This is a genomic window from Desulfobulbus elongatus DSM 2908, assembly GCF_000621145.1.
Taxonomy (GTDB): domain Bacteria; phylum Desulfobacterota; class Desulfobulbia; order Desulfobulbales; family Desulfobulbaceae; genus Desulfobulbus; species Desulfobulbus elongatus.
In genome coordinates this window covers 13,443-32,824 of record NZ_JHZB01000003.1, presented here as the reverse complement: position 1 = coordinate 32,824, position 19,382 = coordinate 13,443, and the positions used below count along the sequence as shown (strand labels likewise).

Here is a 19,382-nt window from a genome sequence, read left to right as displayed (position 1 = left end):
GAGAACTAGGAGAAGAATATCAAGCTGCGACATGTGCGACCTCGCTTTCAGTTAGTGCGATCCCTTCGGCCGGGATCTGTTCCAAATCGATATCCTTCAGGACAGCGACCGCAGCCTGCAGACCGGCACGGGCCTCCTGATTGCTCTTGATCTCGCCGCCGCAGAGGTGCAGGACCTCGATCAGGCTTTTTGCCGGCTGGTTCTTCACCACGGCGACCTCGTAGCTCTGGAGACGCCCGTCACAGTTGACGAGGCTCCCCGCATCTTCGCTGTAGGAAGCCACCGGCACCGCCACCGCGGCCTTGGCCACGCAGTCGGTCTGGGAACTCGCGACCATGATCAACTTGGTGTCGGCCAGCAGTTGGGTCAACGCATCGCCGCTCAACGAGCGGCTGAGATCGTTGTCAAAGCTGAGCAGCAGGTCGGCACCGTTGAGCGCAGCCTCGAAGGCGGTCTTGGAATCGTCGATCCCCAGCAGGGCGAAGGAAGCGCGGTTGGCCGATTTATCGTCTTTGATGAGGAAATCGTCGCCATCGCCGGCTTTGACGTAGCCGTCACTGTAGCCGCTCACCGGCGCATTGATGGCGGCGGCGAACTGCTGCGCGGCGAACATCTGCTCAAGGGAGGCGTTCGGTGAGATCAGGACCACGGCTTTCTTCGCCTCGCTGACAGCCCGGCGTACCGATTCGATCGCCTCGTCAAAACCGGCCTCGCGGCCATTGACCCTGGGCGTGCCCAGGCGATTGTCGTTTTCGAGCTTGTAGGTCATGCGGCCTTCATCACACATGAAATAACCGTTGACCTTCTCGTTGAGCCGCGGCCGATAGCGGTAGATGACGTCGTCTTTGTATTTTTCCCGGTTGTGGTCGATGAAGATGTTGCAGCCCTTGCTGCAGCCGTGGCAGATGGACGGGCTCTTGGTAAGGAACCACGCCCGCTGCTTGAAGCGGAAATCGCGGCTGGTCATGGCGCCGACCGGGCAGAGGTCGACCACGTTCAAGGCATAGCGGTTGTTCAGAGGCCGTCCGGGGAAGATGTTGACCCGGGCGGCATCGGTCCGGTTGACGATGCCCAGCTCGCCGGTCTTGGTGATCAGGCGGGTGAAGCGGACGCAACGGGCGCAGAGCACGCACCGCTCCTGGTCATGGACCACGCCGCAGCCGAAATCCATCTTCTTGGCCTTCAGCACCGGTTTGACGGTCATCCGGCTCGGTTGCCCGTCGTATTTCATGTAATAATCCTGCAGCTTGCACTCACCGGCCTGATCGCAGATCGGGCAGTCGATCGGGTGGTTGATCAGTTCAAGCTCCATGATGTCGCGCTGGATTTTCTTGATTTTCTCCGCATCCAGCTGCACTTTCATTCCCTCGGCAACCTTGGTCTTGCAGGCGGGCACCAGCGGCGGCCGGCCATCCTCAATGCCGACCAGGCACATGCGGCAGTTGCCGTCGGCGCCCAAGGCGGGATGGTAGCAGAGATGCGGGATTTCGATTCCGATCGCGCCAAAGGCGTCGATCAGGTTCTTCCCTGCTTCGACTTCTACTTCTTGACCGTTAACAAACAGTTTTACCTTCTCAGCCATGGTAAACCCTTATCCCCGTTACATCGCAGCCTGAGCCGGAGCGCCGCCTGCGACGTACGCTTCGAATTCATGCCGGAATTTGTTCAAGTAACTGCGTGTCGACATGGTGCATGCTGCCGAGAGGACGCAGACGGTCTTCATCTCAATGTTGTCGCACAGTTCGGTCAGCAGGTCGATGTCGGCCGTGGTTCCCTCGCCCCGGATGATCTTGCGGACGATCTTCAGCATCCAGCCGAGACCTTCGCGGCACGGCGTGCATTGACCGCAGGACTCATGGTGGTAGAAATAGATCAGGTTTTCCACCAGCTTCACCATGTCGACCGTGTCGTCGAGCACCACGATACCGCCGGAGCCGAACATGGTTTTGTGGGCCGCCATGGATTCGTAGTCGAGCGTTACGGTCTGGGCCTCTTCAGGGGTCAGGACCGGGGTTGAACTGCCGCCGGGGATAACCCCCTTCAGGGTGCGGCCGTCGCGCACACCGCCCGCCACCTTGTCGATCACCTCCAGCAGAGGCAAGCCCAGAGGCAATTCATACATGCCGGGCTTCTTGACCAGGCCGGAGATGCCGAACAGATGGGTGCCCGGGCTCTTCTCGGTGCCGTAGGCCTTGTAGGCGTCGGCGCCGTTGGTCAGGATGAAGGGCAGCGAGGCGATACTCTGGACGTTGTTGATGATGGTGGGGCAGCCGTACAGGCCCTCGACCGCCGGAAACGGCGGCTTGCTCCGGGGCTGGCCCTTCCGGCCCTCGATGGATTCGAGCAGGGCGGTTTCCTCGCCGCAGACGTAGGCGCCGGCGCCGCGATGGACGGTCACGTCGAGCTTGTAATCGTGGCCGGCGACGCTGTCGCCCAGATAGCCGGCGGCATAGGCCTCGTCGATGGCGGCCTGGAGAACCTTCACCTGGGTGGTGTATTCACCGCGGATGTAGATGTAGGCGGCATGGCTCTTGATCGCATAGCAGCAGATGATGATCCCCTCGATCAGCATGTGGGGATCGCGGACCAGGATGAAGCGATCCTTGAAGGTGGCCGGTTCCGATTCGTCCGAGTTGACCGCCAGATAGACCGGTTTGTCGATGTTCTTCGGCAGAAAGCTCCATTTCAGACCGGTGGGAAAGCCGGCGCCGCCGCGGCCCCGCAACCCGCTCGCCTTGACCACCTCGATGATCTCCTCGGGCTGCATCGCAAAGACCTTGTCCAGGGTGGCATAGGCCCCATGCTCCTTGGCGATCTCGATCTTGTTGGCGTCCGGGATGTCAAACCTGGCACTGAGTACTTGTACTTGCATCTGTTCGCTCTCCTTATTTCAGCGTGGCCAAGAGTTCTTTGAGTTTGGCGACGTTCATGTCCTCGTAGAACTCTCCGTTCACCTGGACCACGGGAGCGGAACCGCAGTGTCCGAGGCATTCCACCTCTTCCAGGCTGAATTGTCCGTCCGCGCTGACCTCCCCGGGTTTGATGCCCAACTCCTGCTTCAGATAGTCGACGATCTCCTGCTTGCCGAGCAGGTAGCAGGAAAGCGTCCGGCACACGCAGATATGGTATTTCCCCTTGGGCTGGAGGTTGTACATGGTATAGAAGGTGGCTGCCTCGTACACCATGCTGGGGAAGGTGCCGATGCGGTCGGCGATGTAGGCCATGGCCTCGGCGCTGATCCACCCCTCCTGCTCCTGCACCAGCCAGAGAGAGGGGAGAATCATCGATTCCCTGGTGGGATACCGCTTGACCAGCCGCTCGAACTCGGCATCCCGCTGCGCATCAAAAATGAACGGTTTTCCCGTTTCTATTAGCTGTGATCGATCACTCATCTGTCCAACTCTCCGCCAATAATATTGATGCTGCCGAGATTGATCACGGCATCGGCAATCATTTCACCTTCAATCATTTCGTGGAATCCGCTCATCATGTAGAAGCACGGTGGCCGGACCTTGCACTTGTAGGGCCGCCCGGAGCCGTCGGAGACGAAATGAAAACCCAGCTCGCCGTTGGCAGCCTCGAAGGAGTCGTACCATTCGCCGGCAGGCACCTGAACGCCCTCGAACACCAGCTTGAAGTGGCCGGCCAGCGCTTCGATGTTTTTGTACACCTCCGTCTTGGGCGGCAGGGTGACGTTGTTGTTGCTGACGGTCACCGGTCCCTTGGGAATCCGCTTCATCGCCTGCCGGATGATGCTGATGCTCTGGAAGATCTCCTCGTAGCGAATCGTGATCCGGTCGTAGATGTCGCCCTTGGAACCGAGCGGGATGGTGAAATCAAAGGTGTCGTAGTAGTAGTAGGGGTTGTCCTTGCGCAGGTCGAAGGGAACGCCGCTGGCGCGCAGGCAGGGGCCAGTGTATCCGTAGGACAGGGCCAGGTCGGCCGGCATGACGCAGACGTTCTGGGTCCGATCGTGAACGATCCGGTTTTTCAGCACCAGCTTGAGGGAATCGTTGACGCCCTTCTCGATATCCCGGAGCTGGTTCTCCATATCGGTTTCCCAGCCCTCGTAAAAATCGCGGTACATACCACCGATCCGAGTGAAGGAATTGGTGAGGCGGGCACCGGTCAGCCGGCTGATGAAATCGTAGGAGGCCTCCTTTTCGTTGTACAGGTACCAGTAGTTGGTCAGACCGCCCATGTCGACTAGGTTGGCGGCGATGCACACCAGATGATCCTGCACCCGGAAGAACTCCGACAAAATGACCCGCATGAACTTGGCCCGCTCGGTGATCTCGATGCCGAGCCAAGACTCGACCGCCTTGGCGTAGGCGATGTTGTTCATCAGCGCCGAGCAGTAGTTGAGCCGGTCGGTGAGGGGGATTACCTGGTTGTAGGTCCTGTTCTCGGCGGTCTTTTCGAACCCGCGGTGGAGATAGCCGATCTCGTTGACGTTGGCCAGAACGGTTTCGCCGTCAAGGGCGGTGAGGATGCGGATGGCGCCATGGGTGGCTGGATGTGAGGGCCCGAGGTTGAGATACATGATCTCGGTGTTGATGTCCTCCATCAGGGACTGATCGACACCGTTTTTCGCCAGCCGGGCCTTGATTTCCTTTTCCAGACTATCGCTCTCGTAGCAGATCTGCCCCTCGCCGATGGGATAATCCTTGCGCAGGGGATGCCCCTGGAACTGCCAGTGGTTGAGAATGCGGCGCAGGTCCGGATGTCCCTGGAAATTGATGCCGTACTGGTCGTAGGTCTCGCGCTCGCCCCAGTTGGCCGAATCCCACAGCGCCGTGGCCGAAGGGATGCCCACTTCCGGGTCGGCAACCGGGACCCGGACCTGGACCAGCATGTTCTTTTCCCAGTTGCGGAGCGTATACACCACAACAAAACGCGTCTCCTGCTGCACCGGGTATTCGAGATAGTCGACCGCGGTCACATCGAGAAGCAATCCGAAGTTGAGCGCCGGATCGTTTTTCAGGCGGGCAAGCGTTGATTCGAGTTGCGCAGGCTGCACCGTCAGCACCGCCGCATCGACCGAAGCCGTGCAGGATGCATCCGGAAACGCGGCCTTGAGTACTTCTAGTGCCGTCGTATTCATATCAGTCGAGAATCCCTTTAAAGTCTTTGTGGCGATCGTTCAGCACGCTCTCTCCCTTGATCTGATCCTGGATCTTCATCAGGGCATCCAGAACCGCCTCGGGCCGGGGAGGACAACCGGAAATATACACGTCCACCGGGATGATGGTGTCGATTCCCTGGACGGTGCAGTAGTTGTCGTAGATGCCGCCGGAGGTGGCGCACGCACCCATGGCCACGACCCACTTGGGTTCGGGCATCTGCTCGTAGATCTGTTTGAGAATCGGGGCCTGCTTGTAGCTGATGGTACCGCAGACGAGCAGCAGGTCAGCCTGCCGGGGCGAAAAACGCACGACCTCGGCCCCCCAGCGGGAGATATCGAGCTGACTTGCAGCGGCACTCATGAATTCGATTGCGCAGCAGGCGGTTCCGTATACAAACGGCCACAGAGAGTACTGACGTCCCCAGTTGATGACTGCATCGACTTTGGTGGTCAGTACCGAATCACCCAGACTTGCTTCTAATCCTAACGCCAATTGAGCACCCCTTTCCGAAGAATATAAATAAGTCCGGTCAACAGTAGCACCATGAAGACGACCATTTCCGCGAACCCGAACCAGCCCAGTTCGCGTACACCGACCGCCCATGGGTACATGAACACCGCCTCAATATCGAACAGCAGGAACAGAATGGCCAGCAGGTAAAACTTGACGCTGAACTTCTGCTCCGCCAAGCCAATCATCCGCTTGACACCGCTCTCGTAGGGTTGATTCTTTATTTCCCCACCGGCACGTGGACCGAACACCGTTGTCACCAGCATGAACAGCGGGATGACGATGGCAATTCCGATCAAGGCCATTGCTGATAGCACCAGTTCCGTCACCATGAATCCAACCTCTCCCTCAGACGTGAAATAGAAACGTAAACCTTCTATGAACAGCAGGTTATTGCATTAAACGAAAATGAACGGCTATTCATTACCGGTAGCGGTATCATCTGTCAAGAAAAATAGTTTTACGAAAAGACGCCCACACGCCCATCTCGCCGGCGTCACGATCGCAGCGCGGCAGGACATCCGGCCCTGCGGCCGTGCGGGACGTAGCACACTTTTTTGCGGGGCAGGAAAGGCAAAAACACACCGCCGGGCGGCGCCCGCAGATGCCGGTATGTCCACCGGTCTTCCTCGAACCCCGATGCGGAAACCGGCACGGCCGACGGCATCTCCGTGCCCTCCGCCCGCTAATTTCCGCTCACCCAGCCCGCGCCTTCCCGGCTGCACAAAACACTGCAACCCGGACAGCACGAGTCTGTCCGGGTTGCGGGAACGAACACACGAGGACGCGGTTCAGAACGGCACGTCGTCGCCCATGGGCGGCGGCTCGGGAAACGATTCCGTGCCGTACCCCTGATTGGCGCCGCCGTACTCGCTTCCGCCCGTGGTCCGCGGCGAGAGCATTTTCATCTCGCGGGCGATGATCTCGGTGGTATAGCGGTCGTTGCCATTCTGGTCCTGCCATTTCCGGGTTTGCAGCTTGCCCTCGATGTACACCCGGGAACCTTTCGAGAGATACTCGCCGCAGATCTCGGCCAGCCGCCGCCAGGCAACGATACTGTGCCATTCGGTCTGTTCCTGCATCTGCCCGTCCTGCCCCTTCCAGCGTTCGGTGGTCGCCACGCGGAAAGTGGCCACCGGCGTCCCGCTCTGGGTATAGCGAATTTCCGGATCGGCTCCCAGATTGCCGATTAACATTACCTTGTTGACCATTGCTCACCTGCACGGAGAAAATTGCGGGAAGATCGGCACGCCTGTGTCATGCCGTCATGTGACCGGCATCATAAACCACTTGCCGGGCGATTGCAAAACTTGTCGCATGGAGCGGGCACCTTCACGCCATGCCCTTTCTGCCGCAGCCGCAAAAAAGAGGGCCGCATCATCCGGCGAGCATCGTCAAGCACAGGCAGGCGATACGGGACGAACGGGAAGACCGCATCATGGCAATCACCCTGGCATCGGCTCAAAAAAAAAGCCCGGAACGGTGTGCTCTCCGTTCCGGGCTGGGGTTGATGACGCCGCCGGTGCAGGCGTGCTCGTTTTTCTTGCTGCCTAGTCGGCGTAACCTTCTTCGCCGTGTTCGTTGATGTCGAGTCCCTGACGCTCAACGTCGGCGGTCGGACGAAGCCCTATCGTGACTTTGATGGCGTACGCGAGGATGGCCGTGGCGACCACGCTCCATACCAGCACGATGGCGACGCTTCCCAGTTGTTTCATGAACAGCGCGCCACCGCCCGCCTGACCGTTGACGGCTTCCACCGCGAGCAGACCGGTCAGGAGGGTGCCGACCGTGCCGCCCACGGCATGGACGCCGAAGGTGTCGAGCGCGTCGTCGTAGCCGAGTTTCCTCTTGAGCGTCACGACCGCGAAGTAGGGGACGACGCCGGCGGCAATGCCGCAGATGACAGCACCGGTGGCGTCAACGAAGCCCGCTGCCGGGGTGATGACGACGAGACCGGCGACGATGCCCGAGCAGAAACCCAGCACGGAGGGCTGCTTTTTGGTGATGAACTCAAGAAACGCCCAGACAAAACCACCGATGGCGGCAGCCAGCGTCGTGGTCAGGAAAGCGCTGCCGGCCAGTCCGTTGGCAGCGCCGGCGGAACCGGCGTTGAAGCCGTACCAGCCGACCCACAGGATCGAGGTGCCGATCATGCAGAGCACCATGCTGTGCGGGGTCATCGGCTCTTTGCCGTAGCCGAGGCGCGGACCGAGAATAAGCGCCAGCACCAGGGCCGAATAACCGGACGACATGTGGACGACCAGGCCACCCGCGAAGTCGATGGCACCCAGGGTACCGCCGATATAGCCGCCGCCCCAGACCATGTGGGCGAACGGGAAATAGACGAGAATCAACCAGCCGGCGATGAAGGCCAGGACGGCCGTGTACTTCATGCGCTCGGCAATGGCGCCGACAATCAGCGCCGGAGTGATGATGGCGAAGGTCAACTGGAACATGGCAAAGACCGATTCGGGCACGCCCGCCAGATGGCTCGAATAGGAGATGTCCTTGCCTTCCGGCCCGTAAATCCCCTTGAAGAAGGCAGCGCCGAAATCGCCGATGAATTTACCATCGCCGGAAAACGACAGACTGTAACCGAAGGCCCACCACATCAGGGTCGCGAGACCGGCAATGCCAAGACACTGGGCAAGGACGGACAAAACGTTTTTCTTCCGCACGAGACCGCCATAAAAAAGGGCGAGACCGGGCAAGGTCATGAACAGGACCAGGGCGGTACTGGTCAGCATCCAGGCGGTATCGCCGCTGTTGATGGCCGGGGCTTCCTCGGCAAAGGCGCAAACGACCGTCCCCAGCAAGGCGGCAAGCGCGGACGTGGTGGCAAAAGCAAGTTTTTTCATGGATGGTTTCCTCCTGATTACAGGGCTTCGCTACCGGTTTCGCCGGTGCGGATGCGCATTACATGTTCCAGATCGAAGACGAAGATTTTCCCATCGCCGATTTTGTCGGTGCAGGCCGCCTTCTTGATACCCTCGACGACCTGCTCGAGCTGATTGTCGTCGATGGCGACTTCCACCTTCAACTTCGGGAGGAATTCAATGACATACTCCGCACCCCGGTACATCTCGGTGTGCCCCTTCTGCCGGCCGAAGCCTTTGACCTCCGTCACGGTCACGCCCTTGACGCCGAGCGCCGTCAGACTTTCCCGCACCTCATTCAATTTGAAAGGTTTGATTATCGCACTGACAAACTTCATGGATCACTCCTTTTCCGGCAGCCGCTCATCATGCCCGCCCTGCCCTGTTGATTTGATTCCCTGAACAAACCGATAGATTTGCTGCTCATTCCCCTTTCCGGCCGGACAGGCATCGGCTCGCCCGCAACCGGTGATCATCCCCGAATCGTTTTTTCTGCTCATCTCCCCCTCCTTTTTTCAGTGTTATTCCTCGTTTTCCTTCACCATGTCATCCGGGGATGCGGATACACATGCCCATCACAAACAAATTATATGCCATTTTTGGAACATATATAAATGACACATAAAATCAATAAAATATTATTAATATTCGCTTAAATATATCCAAACAAATCAAAAAATAATTCATTTTTGTATTTATTTTTATCGACAAATGACAAATATGAAGACGCGCGGTCCAAACGGGAATGAAAACCGGCGACGGCAAGGCGATTCGGCAAAAAGAAGGATTGCATTCATCGGAAAAATAAGAATACATACATCCATCGTCCTTCCTCCTTTCCCGTGATCGAGGAGAAAATGCCCATGCCAGTCAATGAATCCACCGCACCACCCGCGGACGACACGCGCTGGCAGCTCATCGACCGGGTCATGCAGCGGCTCGATCGCCGACCCGACGCCCTCATCGAAACCCTGCACGCCGCCCAGGACGCCTTCGGCTACCTGGACAGCACCACCCTGGCCCATATCGCCTCCCGGTTGCGGCTGCCGCCGGCCAAGGTGTTCGGGGTCGTCACCTTCTACAACCATTTCCGTCTCAAGCCCAAAGGCGAGCACACTCTCGCCGTCTGCACCGGCACGGCCTGCCACCTCAAGGGCAACGACAAGATGCTCGCCTGGCTGCGAGACCGGTATCACCTGGCCCCCGGCGACACCTCCCCGGACAACCGTCTCTCCTTGGTCGAGGTCCGCTGTGTCGGCGCCTGCGCCCTGGCGCCGGTGTTCCTGCCCGACGGCGCGCTCGTCGGAAAAAAGAGCTTCGGGGAAGCGACCGCCATCATCGAGGAGTGGCTGGGCGATGCACCGTGAAGAACTGGCCGCGCGGGCGGCCGAACACCAGAGGCGTCTCGACGGTTTCGCCCACCACATCCTGGTCTGTGCCGGGCTGGGCTGCCCGGACAACGAGGCGATCATCGCCGCCCTGCGCCGCGCGGTCGCCGAGCGGCAGATGGAAAATCGCGTGCTGGTGCGCAAGGCCGGCTGCATGGGCCTCTGCGCTCTTGGCCCGATCGTCCTGATCCAGCCGGGCGAAATCGCCTATCAGACCGTGCGGCCGGACGACGCGGCCGCCATCGTCGCCTCGCTGGGCCAGGAGCCGGTCCAGCGCTTGCTGCTGCCGCCGGACCTGCCCTTTTTCGCCCGGCAGCACAAAAATGTATTGGCCCTGTCCGGCCGCATTGATCCGGAAAGCATCGACGACTACCTCGCCGCGGGCGGCTACGGCGCGCTGCTCACCGTGCTCACCGGGATGCGGCCCGTTGACGTGGTCCGCTCCATCCAGGAAAGCGGCTTACGCGGCCGCGGCGGCGCCGGCTATCCCACCGGTCTGAAATGGGCCACCGTGGCCAAGGCCACCGGCGACAGGAAATACCTAATCTGCAACGGTGACGAGGGCGATCCCGGCGCCTTCATGGACCGCTCTATCCTCGAAAGCACGCCCCACGCCGTGCTGGAGGGGATGATCATCGCCGCCTATGCCGTGGGCGCCAGCCAGGGGTATATCTATGTGCGGGCCGAATATCCCCTGGCGGTCAAGCGACTCCGGCTGGCCATCCGCGAGGCGGAGCGCAGCAACCTGCTCGGTCGCGCCATCTGCGGCTCCGGCTTCGACCTCACCTTGCAGATCCGGCTCGGTGCCGGCGCCTTTGTCTGCGGCGAGGAGACCGCCCTGATCGAATCGGTCGAGGGCCGTCGAGGCATCCCCCGCCCCCGGCCGCCCTATCCGGCGGAAAAAGGCCTCTGGGGCTGCCCCACCCTGATCAACAACGTCGAAACCTATGCCAACATCCCGCCGATCGTCCGGAACGGCGCCGCCTGGTTCGCCGCCCTGGGCACGGACCGTAGCAAGGGCACCAAGGTGTTTGCCCTCACCGGCAAAATCCGCCACACCGGCCTAGTCGAAGTGCCCATGGGCATAAGCCTGCGCGAGATCATCTTCGATATCGGCGGCGGCATTCCCGACGGTCACGCCCTCAAGGCCGTGCAGACCGGCGGCCCTTCGGGCGGCTGCATCCCGGCTGATTTTCTCGACACGCCGGTCAGTTACGAAAGCTTGCACGAGTTGGGCTCAATCATGGGATCGGGCGGCATGATCGTCATTGACGAGACCTCCAGCATGATCGACGTGGTCAGGTATTTCATGGAGTTCTGCATGGAGGAGTCCTGCGGCAAATGCGTGCCTTGTCGGGCAGGCACCGCCCAGATCCACCGTCTGCTCACCCGGTTCCAGGAGCGCCGCGCTACCGCCGCCGACCTCGCCATGCTGGAGTCGCTCTGCGACTTGGTCAAGCACGCCAGTCTCTGCGGGCTGGGCCAGTCGGCCCCCAATCCGGTCCTGAGCACACTGCGCTATTTCCGCCAGGAATATCTCGACCGAATGGTCCCGGCCGAGCCGGACGGGGAGGTGCAGCCATGACCACGCCGATCCTCACCCTGACCATCGACGGCCGGCCGGTGAGCGGCCTGGCAACGGAAACCGTCCTGCAGGTGGCCGGAGAAAACGGCATTGCCATTCCGACCCTCTGCTTCCTGGACGGGCTCTCCGCCACCGGTGCCTGCCGGCTGTGCATGGTCGAGATCGAAGGCAGCGCCAAGCTGCATCCCGCCTGCGTCACCCCGATCCAAGAGGGGATGGTGGTCACCACGCAATCGGAGCGGCTCCGCAGTTATCGCCGGGCCATCGTCCAGTTGCTGTTCGCCGAGCGCAACCATGTCTGCGCGGTCTGCGTCTCCAACGGCCACTGTGAATTGCAGGATCTGGCCCGTGAACTCGGCATCGACCACATCGACTTTCCCGGCCGCTATCCGGCCCTGGCCGTGGATGCCTCCCACAGCCGGTTCGTCCTCGACCACAACCGCTGCGTGCTCTGCACCCGTTGCGTCCGGGTCTGCGCCGAGATCGAGGGCGCCCACACCTGGGACGTGAAAAACCGGGGCATCCGCAGCCAGATCGTCGCCGACCTCGACACCCCCTGGGGCACATCCACCACCTGCACCGGCTGCGGCAAGTGCGTGCACGTCTGCCCCACCGGCGCCCTGTCCGAAAAGGGAAGATCCGTGGCGGAAATGCAGAAGAAGCGGCCCGCCCTCCCCTATCTCGTGGCCAACCGGGCCGAGGAGCGACGATGAACAGACTGCGCCTGGCCACCCTCTGGCTCGACGGCTGCTCCGGCTGCCACATGTCGCTGTTGGATACGGACGAACGGCTGCTGGACCTGGCCGCACAGGTGGATATCGTTTACAGCCCGTTGGTCGATGCCAAGGACTTCCCCGAACAGGTGGATGTGGTCTGCATCGAGGGCGCGGTCGCCACCGATGCGGACGAGGCCCGCCTGCGACTCGCCCGCCGGCGGAGCAGGCTGCTGATCGCCATGGGCGATTGCGCGGTCACCGGCAATGTCCCGGCCATGCGCAATATTATGGGCGCCGAGGCCATGCTCCGCGCCGTTTACCTGGAAAGCCGGCCCCTCAAGCCGCAGATTCCGGCGGACGGATTGCCGCATCTCAACGAACAGGCCCTGCCGCTGCACCATTTCGTGCCGATCGACCTGTTCATCCCCGGCTGCCCGCCCGCGGCCGACACGCTGTTCGCCGCCCTCGGCGGCCTGCTGGCGGGCATTGCCGACCTGCGGCTCGACACCCGCTTCGGTGCCTAGGAGTTCGCCATGAAGCAGATCGTCATCGAACCGGTCAGCCGCATCGAGGGCCATGCCGCCATCCGTCTGTTCCTCGACGAGGCGGGCCAGGTGCAGGATGCCCGTTTCCAGGTCAATCAGGTGCGCGGCTTCGAGCAGTTCGTGGTCGGTCGGCCCTTTTTCGAGATGCCCTCGCTCACCGCCCGCACCTGTGGCATCTGCCCGGTCAGCCACGAACTGGCCTCGGCCAAGGCCTGCGACCAGTTGCTGGCGGTCGCCATCCCGGCAGCCGCCGGCAAGCTGCGCCGCCTCCTCAACCTTGGCCAACTGATCCAGTCGCACGCGCTCAGCTTTTTCTATCTCTCCGCACCGGACCTCCTGCTGGGCATGGACCATCCGCCGGAAAGCCGCAACTTTTTCGGGCTGGCCGCAGTCGATCCCCAGTTCGCCCGCGACGGCATCCGGCTGCGCCAGTTCGGCCAGCAGGTGATCGAGCGCCTGGCCGGGCGGCGCATCCATCCGTCCTGGGTGGTGCCCGGCGGCGTCAACTCGCCGCTGGCCGCGATCGCCCGCGACGCCATCCTCGCCGAACTGCCGGCGATTATCGCCCTGATCCGGACCCATCTCGACCGGTTCAAGCAGACCCTCGATTGCCACCAGGAGCATATCGGCGTCTTCGCCCGCTTCCCCAGCCTGTTCCTCGGCCTGGTCAACGATAGCGGCACCCTGGAACATTATGACGGTCGCCTGCGGATCATCGACGCCGCCGGCGCTCCGGCGGGCGACGATCTCGACCCAGGCGAATACCAGCAGGCCGTCGCCGAGGCGGTCGAGCCCTGGACCTATCTCAAGTTCCCCTATTACCGGCCGCACGGCTATCCGGACGGCATGTACCGGGTGGGGCCGCTGGCCCGCCTCAACCTCGCCGCCCGCTGCGGCACCGAACTGGCCGACCGAGAGCTGGCCCAGTTCCGCGCGCTGGTATCCGGGCCGGTGCTCAGCACCTTCCATTCGCACTATGCCAGGCTGATCGAAACCCTGTATGCGGCGGAGCGGATCGAGCAACTGCTGGCCGAGCCGGACATCCTCGATGCGCGGGTCCGGGCCACGGCCGGGGTCAACAACCTGGAAGGCGTCGGCATCGCCGAGGCCCCGCGCGGCACCCTGATCCACCACTACCGGGTCAACGGGGACGGCCTGATCGAATGGGCCAACCTGATCATCGCCACCGGCCACAACAACCTGGCCATGCAGCGCGGCATTCTCCAGGCGGCGCACCATTTCCTCGACGGCACTGCGATCCGCGAGGGGCTGCTCAACCGCATCGAGGCGGTGATCCGCGCCTTCGACCCCTGCCTGGCCTGCTCCACCCACGCGGTCGGCGCCATGCCTCTTGTCATCGAACTCGTCGGCCCGGACGGCACCATCCTCGACCGCCTCCGGCGCTGACGGCCGACCACGCGGCGCCCGCACCCTTCCCGCCTGCCAATCTTTTTGCCGCCTGCATTGGCCATTGCTCGGGCCTCTTCTTGCATTTCTTTCCTGTATGGCGTAAGCAAAATACATACGCCTGCATTCTTTGCTTTCGGCTCGCCCGATTCGGGAGACGCATGATCGAATCCTGGGGACGAAGCGGGGATGACGCTGGCATCCCGCGTGTCTCTGGGCCACAACGATTTCAAGGAAGGGGGTTGCATGGTTTCGGCATACAGGAAGAGCGTCTCGCCAGACCGTCCGCCTCTCTTCCTGTTTCGGATGCAGCCGCCGCCCACCTCCGTGCCCTGCGGCCTCCATCTCCCTGACCGGAACGGAGGCGCCCCATGAAACCCCGCCCCCTCTCCGTCTTTCTCGCCCGGTTGATCTGGCTGAGCGTGCTGCCGCCGGTCGCGGTGGCCGCCTGGCTGGCCGTCGTCAACATTCTCAACCAGCAGGAGCAGATCCGGCGACAGGCCGCCGATCTCGCGCACAATTTCGCCACCGCCATCGACCATCACCTCAATGCCCGCATCCGGGCGCTGAACATCCTGGCGATGTCGCCTCTGGTTGACGATCCCGACCGCTGGCCGGAGCTGTATGCCGAGGCCCGGGGCTACCACGAAAGCTTCGGCGGCCACGTCATCCTCGCCGACACCGGCAATCCGATGCGGATGCTGTTCAATACCCGCTCGCCCCTGGGCACCGTCCTGCCGCCCCTGCCGCGTCCCGCCGGGCATGCCGCCGCCCCCGCCGCCCTGGCCAGCGGCCGGCCCGCGGTCGGCGACACCTTTGTCGGTCCGGTCGCCGAGGACACCCTGATCGCCATCGCGGTCCCGAGGCTACGGGCCGGCACAACCACCCATCTGCTCCTCACGATCCTGGAAACGAAACAATTCCAGGCGCGGCTGGACCAGGAAGCCCTGCCCGGCAGTTGGGCCATAACCATGCGGGACGGCCGCGGCGATGTCATTGCCCGGCGCGCCCCGCCGGGATTCGACGGCCGGCGCGACGTGGACGACGAAGAGCGCTTTGTGGCCCGCTCCACGGTTTCCCCGTGGTCGGTGGCGGTGGAAATCCCCCGCGCGGCGGTCCACATGCCGTTGTTGTCTTCGGCCATCGCCCTGGCCCTGGCCATTCTGGCCGCCACGGCCGCCAGCGTGTTCGGCAGTTACCAGGCGGGCCGGCGGCTGGGGAGCCAGGTTGCCGCGCTGGTTGCCCCCGCCTCGTCCGACAAACCGCCCCGCATCGCGGAAATCGCCGCTGTCCGGCAAAAGCTCGCCGATGCCGCCGCCCAATTGCAGCGCAGCGAGGCACTGTTCGCCACGACCATCGAACAGGCCACCGTCGGTATCGCCGTGATCGCCCTCGGCGGCCGCTGCCTGGTGGCGAACCGCGCCTTGAGCGCCCTGTTCGGTTTCAGCCGGGAGGCAATGCGGACCAAGACCTGGCAGCAACTGACCCACCCGGACGAAGTGGCGGTCGACGAACAGCATATCGCGCGCCTGATGGCCGGGGAAACGTCATCCTACACCAGGGAAAAACGGTTCGTCGCCTGCGACGACACCGTGTTCTGGGCGCACCTCGGCGTCACCCTGATCAGGAAACCGACCGGCGAGCCGGATTACTTCATTGCCGTGGTCGAAAACATTCAGGCCCGCAAGGAAATCGAAGCGGCGTTGCTCGAAAGCAGCCAGTTGCTCACCGACATGGCCGCGATGGCCCATGTCGGCGGCTGGACCTTCGAACCGGCGACCGGTAAGGGCACGTGGACGCCTGAGGCGTTACGCATTCACGATCTGCCCGAAGACGCCCCCTTCAGCGCCGCCGCCGGGCTTGAGTATTACATCGGCGAACACCGCCGCGCCATCGAGGCCGCGATCCGCACCGCGGTGGAGAAGGCCGTCCCCTATGATCTCGAACTGGAGATGCAAACGCGGACCGGCCGGCGCAAATGGGTCCGGACCATCGGCCATCCGGTGGTCGTGGACGGCAAGGTTGTCCGGATGCATGGCGCCATCCAGGACATCACCGACCGCAAACTGGCGGGAATGGCCCTGGTCAAGAGCGAGCAGTACTACCGCGAAGTGGTGGAAGGCGCCAGCAGCGCCATCATGCGTTGGTCCGGGGACGGTACCATCACCTTCTTCAATGCATACACCCAGCACCTTTTCGGCTGGGACAGGGCCAGCCTGCTCGGCCAGCACATCGGCGTCCTGATTCCCGAACACGCCACCACCGGCGACGACCTTTCCGGTCTGGTCGCCGACATTGCCGCGCATCCGGAACGCCACCGGTACGTCATCAACGAAAACGTCCGGCGGGACGGCAGCCGCATCTGGATGGCCTGGACGAACCGGGCGATTCGAGACCTTCAGGGAAACGTCGTCGAAATTCTCGCGCTCGGCAACGACATCACCGAACACAAGCTCCTTCTGGAAGAACTCAAAAGCCGAAACGAGGAGCTGGAACGGTTCAATCGCGCCGCGGTGGGCCGGGAGTTGCGCATGGTCGAACTCAAACGCACGATCAACGAACTGTCGCGACAACTCGGCCAGCCACCCCCCTTCGACCTTTCCTTTACCGAGGAACCATGAGACAGACCGCCCGGAGCCGATTCATTGTCCAAGCCACCCTGGCATATCTGCTGCTGGCGCTCGGCTGGATCTTTTTGTCCGACCGTTTGCTCATGGTCTTCATGGATGTCCGCTCCCTGGTGTGGCTGTCCACGGCCAAGGGGATCTTCTTCGTGCTGGTGAGCTGCGGCTGTTTCACGCTGGCCCTCCACAATGTCCCCGAGACCCGCGCGCCGGCGCAGCCTGGCGAGGAGGCGGCCCTCGACGCCTTCGTCGCCCGTCCCTGGCCACGCCTGACCGCCTATGCCTTCGCCATCGTCCTGACCGTGGTCATGTTCGTCGTCCGCAGGCACATGCCCGTCGTCTTCGGCGACCGGCCGCTGCTGGTCCTCTACATGCTGCCCATCTCCCTTGCCGCCCTGCTGGGCGGCCTGGGTCCGGGGCTGACCGCCACCTCGATCGCCAGCCTGCTCAGTCTGTATTTCTTTATTTCCCCGGTGCACAGTTTCGCCATCGCCTCCCAGCACGATCTCTTCCAGTGGAGCATGCTGGCCCTCAACGGCCTGATCATCAGCCTCATCAGCGAGGCCCTCTACCGGTCGCGCCAACGCGAACGGGCGCGCCGGCAGCAGATCGAGACCGCCAACACGGCCCTGCGGGCCAGCGAGGAACGGTTTCGCCGCCTGTTCGAAAACGCGCCGGTGGCCATGGGGCTCGCCGACGACCGCGCCGCCATTCTGGCGCAAAACAACCGCATGGACCAGATGTTCGGTTATACCCTCGACGAGGTGCCCACCGTCACCGAATGGTGGCTGCGGGCCTACCCCGATCCCGCCTGCCGGGAGCGGGCCCAGGCCCAATGGCACGCGGCCATCGCGCGGGCGCCGCATCCGGACAGCACCATCGATGCCGGTGAATACCGCATCGTCTGCAAGGATGGTTCCGGGAAGGTGATCCATATCTTCACCTGCCGGGTTGCCGATGGCCTGCTCCTCACCACCTTCATCGACATCACCGAGCGCGTGCAGGCCCAGGAAACCATCCGTGACCGCGAACGCAAGCTCAGCGCCATCGTCGACAACTCCCCTTCCCTCCTCTCCCTGAAGACCGCCGCGGGACGGTACAACCTGGCCAATCCCAATGTGCAGCTCCTCCTCGGCATGGACGAGGCCGCAATCGTCGGCAAGACGGATCTCGACCTCTTTCCCGCCGACACGGCCGCAACCATCCGGGCAAACGATCACAACGTGCTCGCCACGAAATCGCCCCATGTCACGGAGGAATGTCTTTCGGTCAGGGGCGAGCCCCAGGTGTTCGCCACGAACATTTTCCCCATCTTCGACCAGGACGGGGCCATCGCTTTCCTCTGCAGGATTTCCTATGACATCACCGAACGGAAACGGGCCGAGGCGGAGTTGAAGAACATCCTGGAACGGCAGAAAGAGGCGCGCATCGCCGCCCTGAACCAGATGCAGGACGCGAACGCCGCCCGGACGCGGACCGAGGCGGCCCTCAAGACCTTGCAGGAAAGCGAGGAACGGCTGACCCTGTTCATCGAGCACGCACCGGCGGCACTGGCCATGTTCGACCGGCAGATGCGCTATCTCGCGGTCAGCCTCCGGTGGCGGGACGACTATTTCCTGGGCGAGCGGGAAATCATCGGCCGGTCGCACTACGACATCTTCCCGGAAATCGGGGAGGCATGGAAGGACGTGCATCGCCGGGGCATGACCGGCGAGATCGTCCGCGCCGACGAGGACAGGTTCGTGCGGCTGGACGGCAGGGTGCAATGGCTGCGCTGGGAGGTCCGCCCCTGGATGAACGCCGAGGACGAGGTCGGCGGCATTGTCATCTTCACCGAGGATATCACCCGGTTCAAGGAGGCCGAGGAAGAAATCCGCCTGCTCAACGCCGATCTCGAACGGCGGGTGGTCGAGCGCACGGCGGAACTCACCGCCGCCAACCGCGAGCTGGACAGCTTCGCCTATGCCGTCTCTCACGACCTCCGCGCGCCCCTGCGGGCGATGAACGGGTTTTCCCAGGCCCTGATCGAGGACTACGGCGACCTGTTCCAGGACGAGGCCAGGATGTTCCTGGACCAGATCATCATCGGCAGCCGCAAGATGGGCGACCTGATCGACGGCCTGCTGACCCTGTCCCGCTCGACCCGCGGGCAGGTGCGGCGGGAACGGATCGACCTCGCCGAGATGTCGCTCCGGCTGCTGGCGGATATGGCGCGCACCGAGCCGGAACGGCAGGTCCGCTGGGAGGTCGAGCCGGGATTGGTCGTCCGGGGAGACGCGGCCATGATCGAGGTGGTCATGCGCAACCTGCTGGCCAATGCCTGGAAATACACCGCCCGACGCCAGGAGGCGTTTATCCGGGTCGCCGCCGGGCATGACGGTGAAACGACGGGCATCTGCGTGAGCGACAACGGCGCCGGTTTCGAACCAGCCCACGCCGACAAGCTGTTCCAGCCGTTCCAGCGGCTCCATCGCCAGGAGGAGTTTCCGGGCATCGGCATCGGCCTGGCCACGGTCCAGCGGATCATCCACCGCCACGGCGGCAGCATCACAGCCAGGGGCGGCAAGGACGCGGGCGCGGCCTTCTGTTTCCATCTCCCCTGAAC

At 62.7% G+C, this 19,382-nt stretch carries 17 protein-coding genes; 7 read left to right on the top strand and 10 right to left on the bottom strand.

Annotation, left to right across the window (positions count from 1 at the left end; translation table 11 throughout):
- Positions 1-19: 19 nt before the first annotated feature.
- The 10 genes from Q362_RS18725 to Q362_RS23385 all read right to left on the bottom strand — a co-directional run bounded on the left by Q362_RS18725 (position 20) and on the right by Q362_RS23385 (position 9,012).
- Positions 20-1,582: an NADH-quinone oxidoreductase subunit G gene (locus tag Q362_RS18725; RefSeq protein WP_084312189.1), complete on the bottom strand. Its 1,563-nt coding sequence runs from the start codon at positions 1,580-1,582 to the stop codon at positions 20-22.
- An 18-nt stretch (positions 1,583-1,600) separates the two neighbouring features.
- A complete protein-coding gene (nuoF, locus tag Q362_RS0102100) occupies positions 1,601-2,872 on the bottom strand; it encodes an NADH-quinone oxidoreductase subunit NuoF (RefSeq protein WP_028317321.1) in 1,272 nt (423 codons plus the stop codon).
- 13 nt (positions 2,873-2,885) lie between these two features.
- Positions 2,886-3,392 (bottom strand): NADH-quinone oxidoreductase subunit NuoE family protein, encoded by a 507-nt coding sequence (locus Q362_RS0102095; RefSeq protein WP_028317320.1) that lies wholly within the window; start codon positions 3,390-3,392, stop codon positions 2,886-2,888.
- Positions 3,389-5,104, bottom strand: coding sequence for an NADH-quinone oxidoreductase subunit D (locus Q362_RS0102090; RefSeq protein WP_084312187.1), 1,716 nt, complete (start codon positions 5,102-5,104; stop codon positions 3,389-3,391). Before Q362_RS0102090 ends, Q362_RS0102095 begins: the two co-directional genes overlap by 4 nt.
- A 1-nt stretch (position 5,105) precedes the next feature.
- Positions 5,106-5,618, bottom strand: a complete 513-nt coding sequence (locus Q362_RS0102085) for an NADH-quinone oxidoreductase subunit B (protein WP_028317318.1) — start codon at positions 5,616-5,618, stop codon at positions 5,106-5,108.
- On the bottom strand, positions 5,609-5,968 hold the full coding sequence (locus tag Q362_RS0102080) for an NADH-quinone oxidoreductase subunit A (RefSeq protein WP_028317317.1): 360 nt from the start codon (positions 5,966-5,968) through the stop codon (positions 5,609-5,611). Before Q362_RS0102080 ends, Q362_RS0102085 begins: the two co-directional genes overlap by 10 nt.
- A 459-nt stretch (positions 5,969-6,427) precedes the next feature.
- Entirely contained in the window at positions 6,428-6,847 is a 420-nt protein-coding gene (locus tag Q362_RS0102075) for a single-stranded DNA-binding protein (protein WP_028317316.1), read from the bottom strand.
- A gap of 339 nt (positions 6,848-7,186) precedes the next feature.
- Positions 7,187-8,494 carry an ammonium transporter gene (locus Q362_RS0102070; RefSeq protein WP_028317315.1) on the bottom strand — a complete coding sequence of 436 codons (1,308 nt, stop codon included), beginning with the start codon at positions 8,492-8,494 and terminating at the stop codon, positions 7,187-7,189.
- Between the two features lie 17 nt (positions 8,495-8,511).
- Positions 8,512-8,850, bottom strand: a complete 339-nt coding sequence (locus Q362_RS0102065; protein WP_028317314.1) for a P-II family nitrogen regulator — start codon at positions 8,848-8,850, stop codon at positions 8,512-8,514.
- A 3-nt stretch (positions 8,851-8,853) separates the two neighbouring features.
- Positions 8,854-9,012: a hypothetical protein gene (locus Q362_RS23385; RefSeq protein WP_157469819.1), complete on the bottom strand. Its 159-nt coding sequence runs from the start codon at positions 9,010-9,012 to the stop codon at positions 8,854-8,856.
- 363 nt (positions 9,013-9,375) lie between these two features.
- Between Q362_RS23385 and Q362_RS0102055 the strand changes: the two genes are divergently transcribed.
- From Q362_RS0102055 to Q362_RS21895, 7 genes are all read left to right on the top strand, one after another.
- Positions 9,376-9,879, top strand: coding sequence for an NAD(P)H-dependent oxidoreductase subunit E (locus Q362_RS0102055; RefSeq protein WP_028317313.1), 504 nt, complete (start codon positions 9,376-9,378; stop codon positions 9,877-9,879).
- The gene (gene nuoF, locus Q362_RS0102050) at positions 9,869-11,485 is read left to right on the top strand and encodes an NADH-quinone oxidoreductase subunit NuoF (RefSeq protein WP_028317312.1); all 1,617 of its coding nucleotides are present in this window, start codon (positions 9,869-9,871) and stop codon (positions 11,483-11,485) included. The genes Q362_RS0102055 and nuoF (Q362_RS0102050) overlap by 11 nt, the downstream gene beginning before the upstream one ends.
- Complete coding sequence (gene hoxU / locus Q362_RS0102045) at positions 11,482-12,198, top strand: bidirectional hydrogenase complex protein HoxU (protein ID WP_028317311.1); 717 nt, start codon at positions 11,482-11,484, stop codon at positions 12,196-12,198. The genes nuoF (Q362_RS0102050) and hoxU overlap by 4 nt, the downstream gene beginning before the upstream one ends.
- A complete protein-coding gene (locus Q362_RS0102040; RefSeq protein ID WP_028317310.1) occupies positions 12,195-12,725 on the top strand; it encodes an NADH-quinone oxidoreductase subunit B family protein in 531 nt (176 codons plus the stop codon). The genes hoxU and Q362_RS0102040 overlap by 4 nt, the downstream gene beginning before the upstream one ends.
- A gap of 9 nt (positions 12,726-12,734) precedes the next feature.
- Entirely contained in the window at positions 12,735-14,153 is a 1,419-nt protein-coding gene (locus Q362_RS0102035; protein ID WP_028317309.1) for a Ni/Fe hydrogenase subunit alpha, read from the top strand.
- Positions 14,154-14,524: 371 nt separating this feature from the next.
- The gene (locus Q362_RS0102030; protein WP_028317308.1) at positions 14,525-16,774 is read left to right on the top strand and encodes a PAS domain S-box protein; all 2,250 of its coding nucleotides are present in this window, start codon (positions 14,525-14,527) and stop codon (positions 16,772-16,774) included.
- Positions 16,771-19,380 carry a PAS domain S-box protein gene (locus Q362_RS21895; protein WP_051553499.1) on the top strand — a complete coding sequence of 870 codons (2,610 nt, stop codon included), beginning with the start codon at positions 16,771-16,773 and terminating at the stop codon, positions 19,378-19,380. The genes Q362_RS0102030 and Q362_RS21895 overlap by 4 nt, the downstream gene beginning before the upstream one ends.
- Positions 19,381-19,382: the final 2 nt, after the last annotated feature.

What these genes read in the sequence shown, in the direction of transcription:
- Q362_RS0102090 (WP_084312187.1), bottom strand. Translation starts at nt 5,104, where the DNA reads ATGAATACGACGGCACTAGAAGTACTCAAGGCCGCGTTTCCGGATGCA.
- Q362_RS0102040 (WP_028317310.1), top strand. Translation starts at nt 12,195, where the DNA reads ATGAACAGACTGCGCCTGGCCACCCTCTGGCTCGACGGCTGCTCCGGC.
- Q362_RS0102065 (WP_028317314.1), bottom strand. Translation starts at nt 8,850, where the DNA reads ATGAAGTTTGTCAGTGCGATAATCAAACCTTTCAAATTGAATGAGGTG.
- Q362_RS0102070 (WP_028317315.1), bottom strand. Translation starts at nt 8,494, where the DNA reads ATGAAAAAACTTGCTTTTGCCACCACGTCCGCGCTTGCCGCCTTGCTG.
- nuoF (WP_028317321.1), bottom strand. Translation starts at nt 2,872, where the DNA reads ATGCAAGTACAAGTACTCAGTGCCAGGTTTGACATCCCGGACGCCAAC.
- Q362_RS0102035 (WP_028317309.1), top strand. Translation starts at nt 12,735, where the DNA reads ATGAAGCAGATCGTCATCGAACCGGTCAGCCGCATCGAGGGCCATGCC.
- Q362_RS23385 (WP_157469819.1), bottom strand. Translation starts at nt 9,012, where the DNA reads ATGAGCAGAAAAAACGATTCGGGGATGATCACCGGTTGCGGGCGAGCC.
- Q362_RS0102075 (WP_028317316.1), bottom strand. Translation starts at nt 6,847, where the DNA reads ATGGTCAACAAGGTAATGTTAATCGGCAATCTGGGAGCCGATCCGGAA.
- Q362_RS18725 (WP_084312189.1), bottom strand. Translation starts at nt 1,582, where the DNA reads ATGGCTGAGAAGGTAAAACTGTTTGTTAACGGTCAAGAAGTAGAAGTC.
- Q362_RS0102095 (WP_028317320.1), bottom strand. Translation starts at nt 3,392, where the DNA reads ATGAGTGATCGATCACAGCTAATAGAAACGGGAAAACCGTTCATTTTT.
- hoxU (WP_028317311.1), top strand. Translation starts at nt 11,482, where the DNA reads ATGACCACGCCGATCCTCACCCTGACCATCGACGGCCGGCCGGTGAGC.
- Q362_RS21895 (WP_051553499.1), top strand. Translation starts at nt 16,771, where the DNA reads ATGAGACAGACCGCCCGGAGCCGATTCATTGTCCAAGCCACCCTGGCA.
- Q362_RS0102055 (WP_028317313.1), top strand. Translation starts at nt 9,376, where the DNA reads ATGCCAGTCAATGAATCCACCGCACCACCCGCGGACGACACGCGCTGG.
- Q362_RS0102030 (WP_028317308.1), top strand. Translation starts at nt 14,525, where the DNA reads ATGAAACCCCGCCCCCTCTCCGTCTTTCTCGCCCGGTTGATCTGGCTG.
- nuoF (WP_028317312.1), top strand. Translation starts at nt 9,869, where the DNA reads ATGCACCGTGAAGAACTGGCCGCGCGGGCGGCCGAACACCAGAGGCGT.
- Q362_RS0102080 (WP_028317317.1), bottom strand. Translation starts at nt 5,968, where the DNA reads ATGGTGACGGAACTGGTGCTATCAGCAATGGCCTTGATCGGAATTGCC.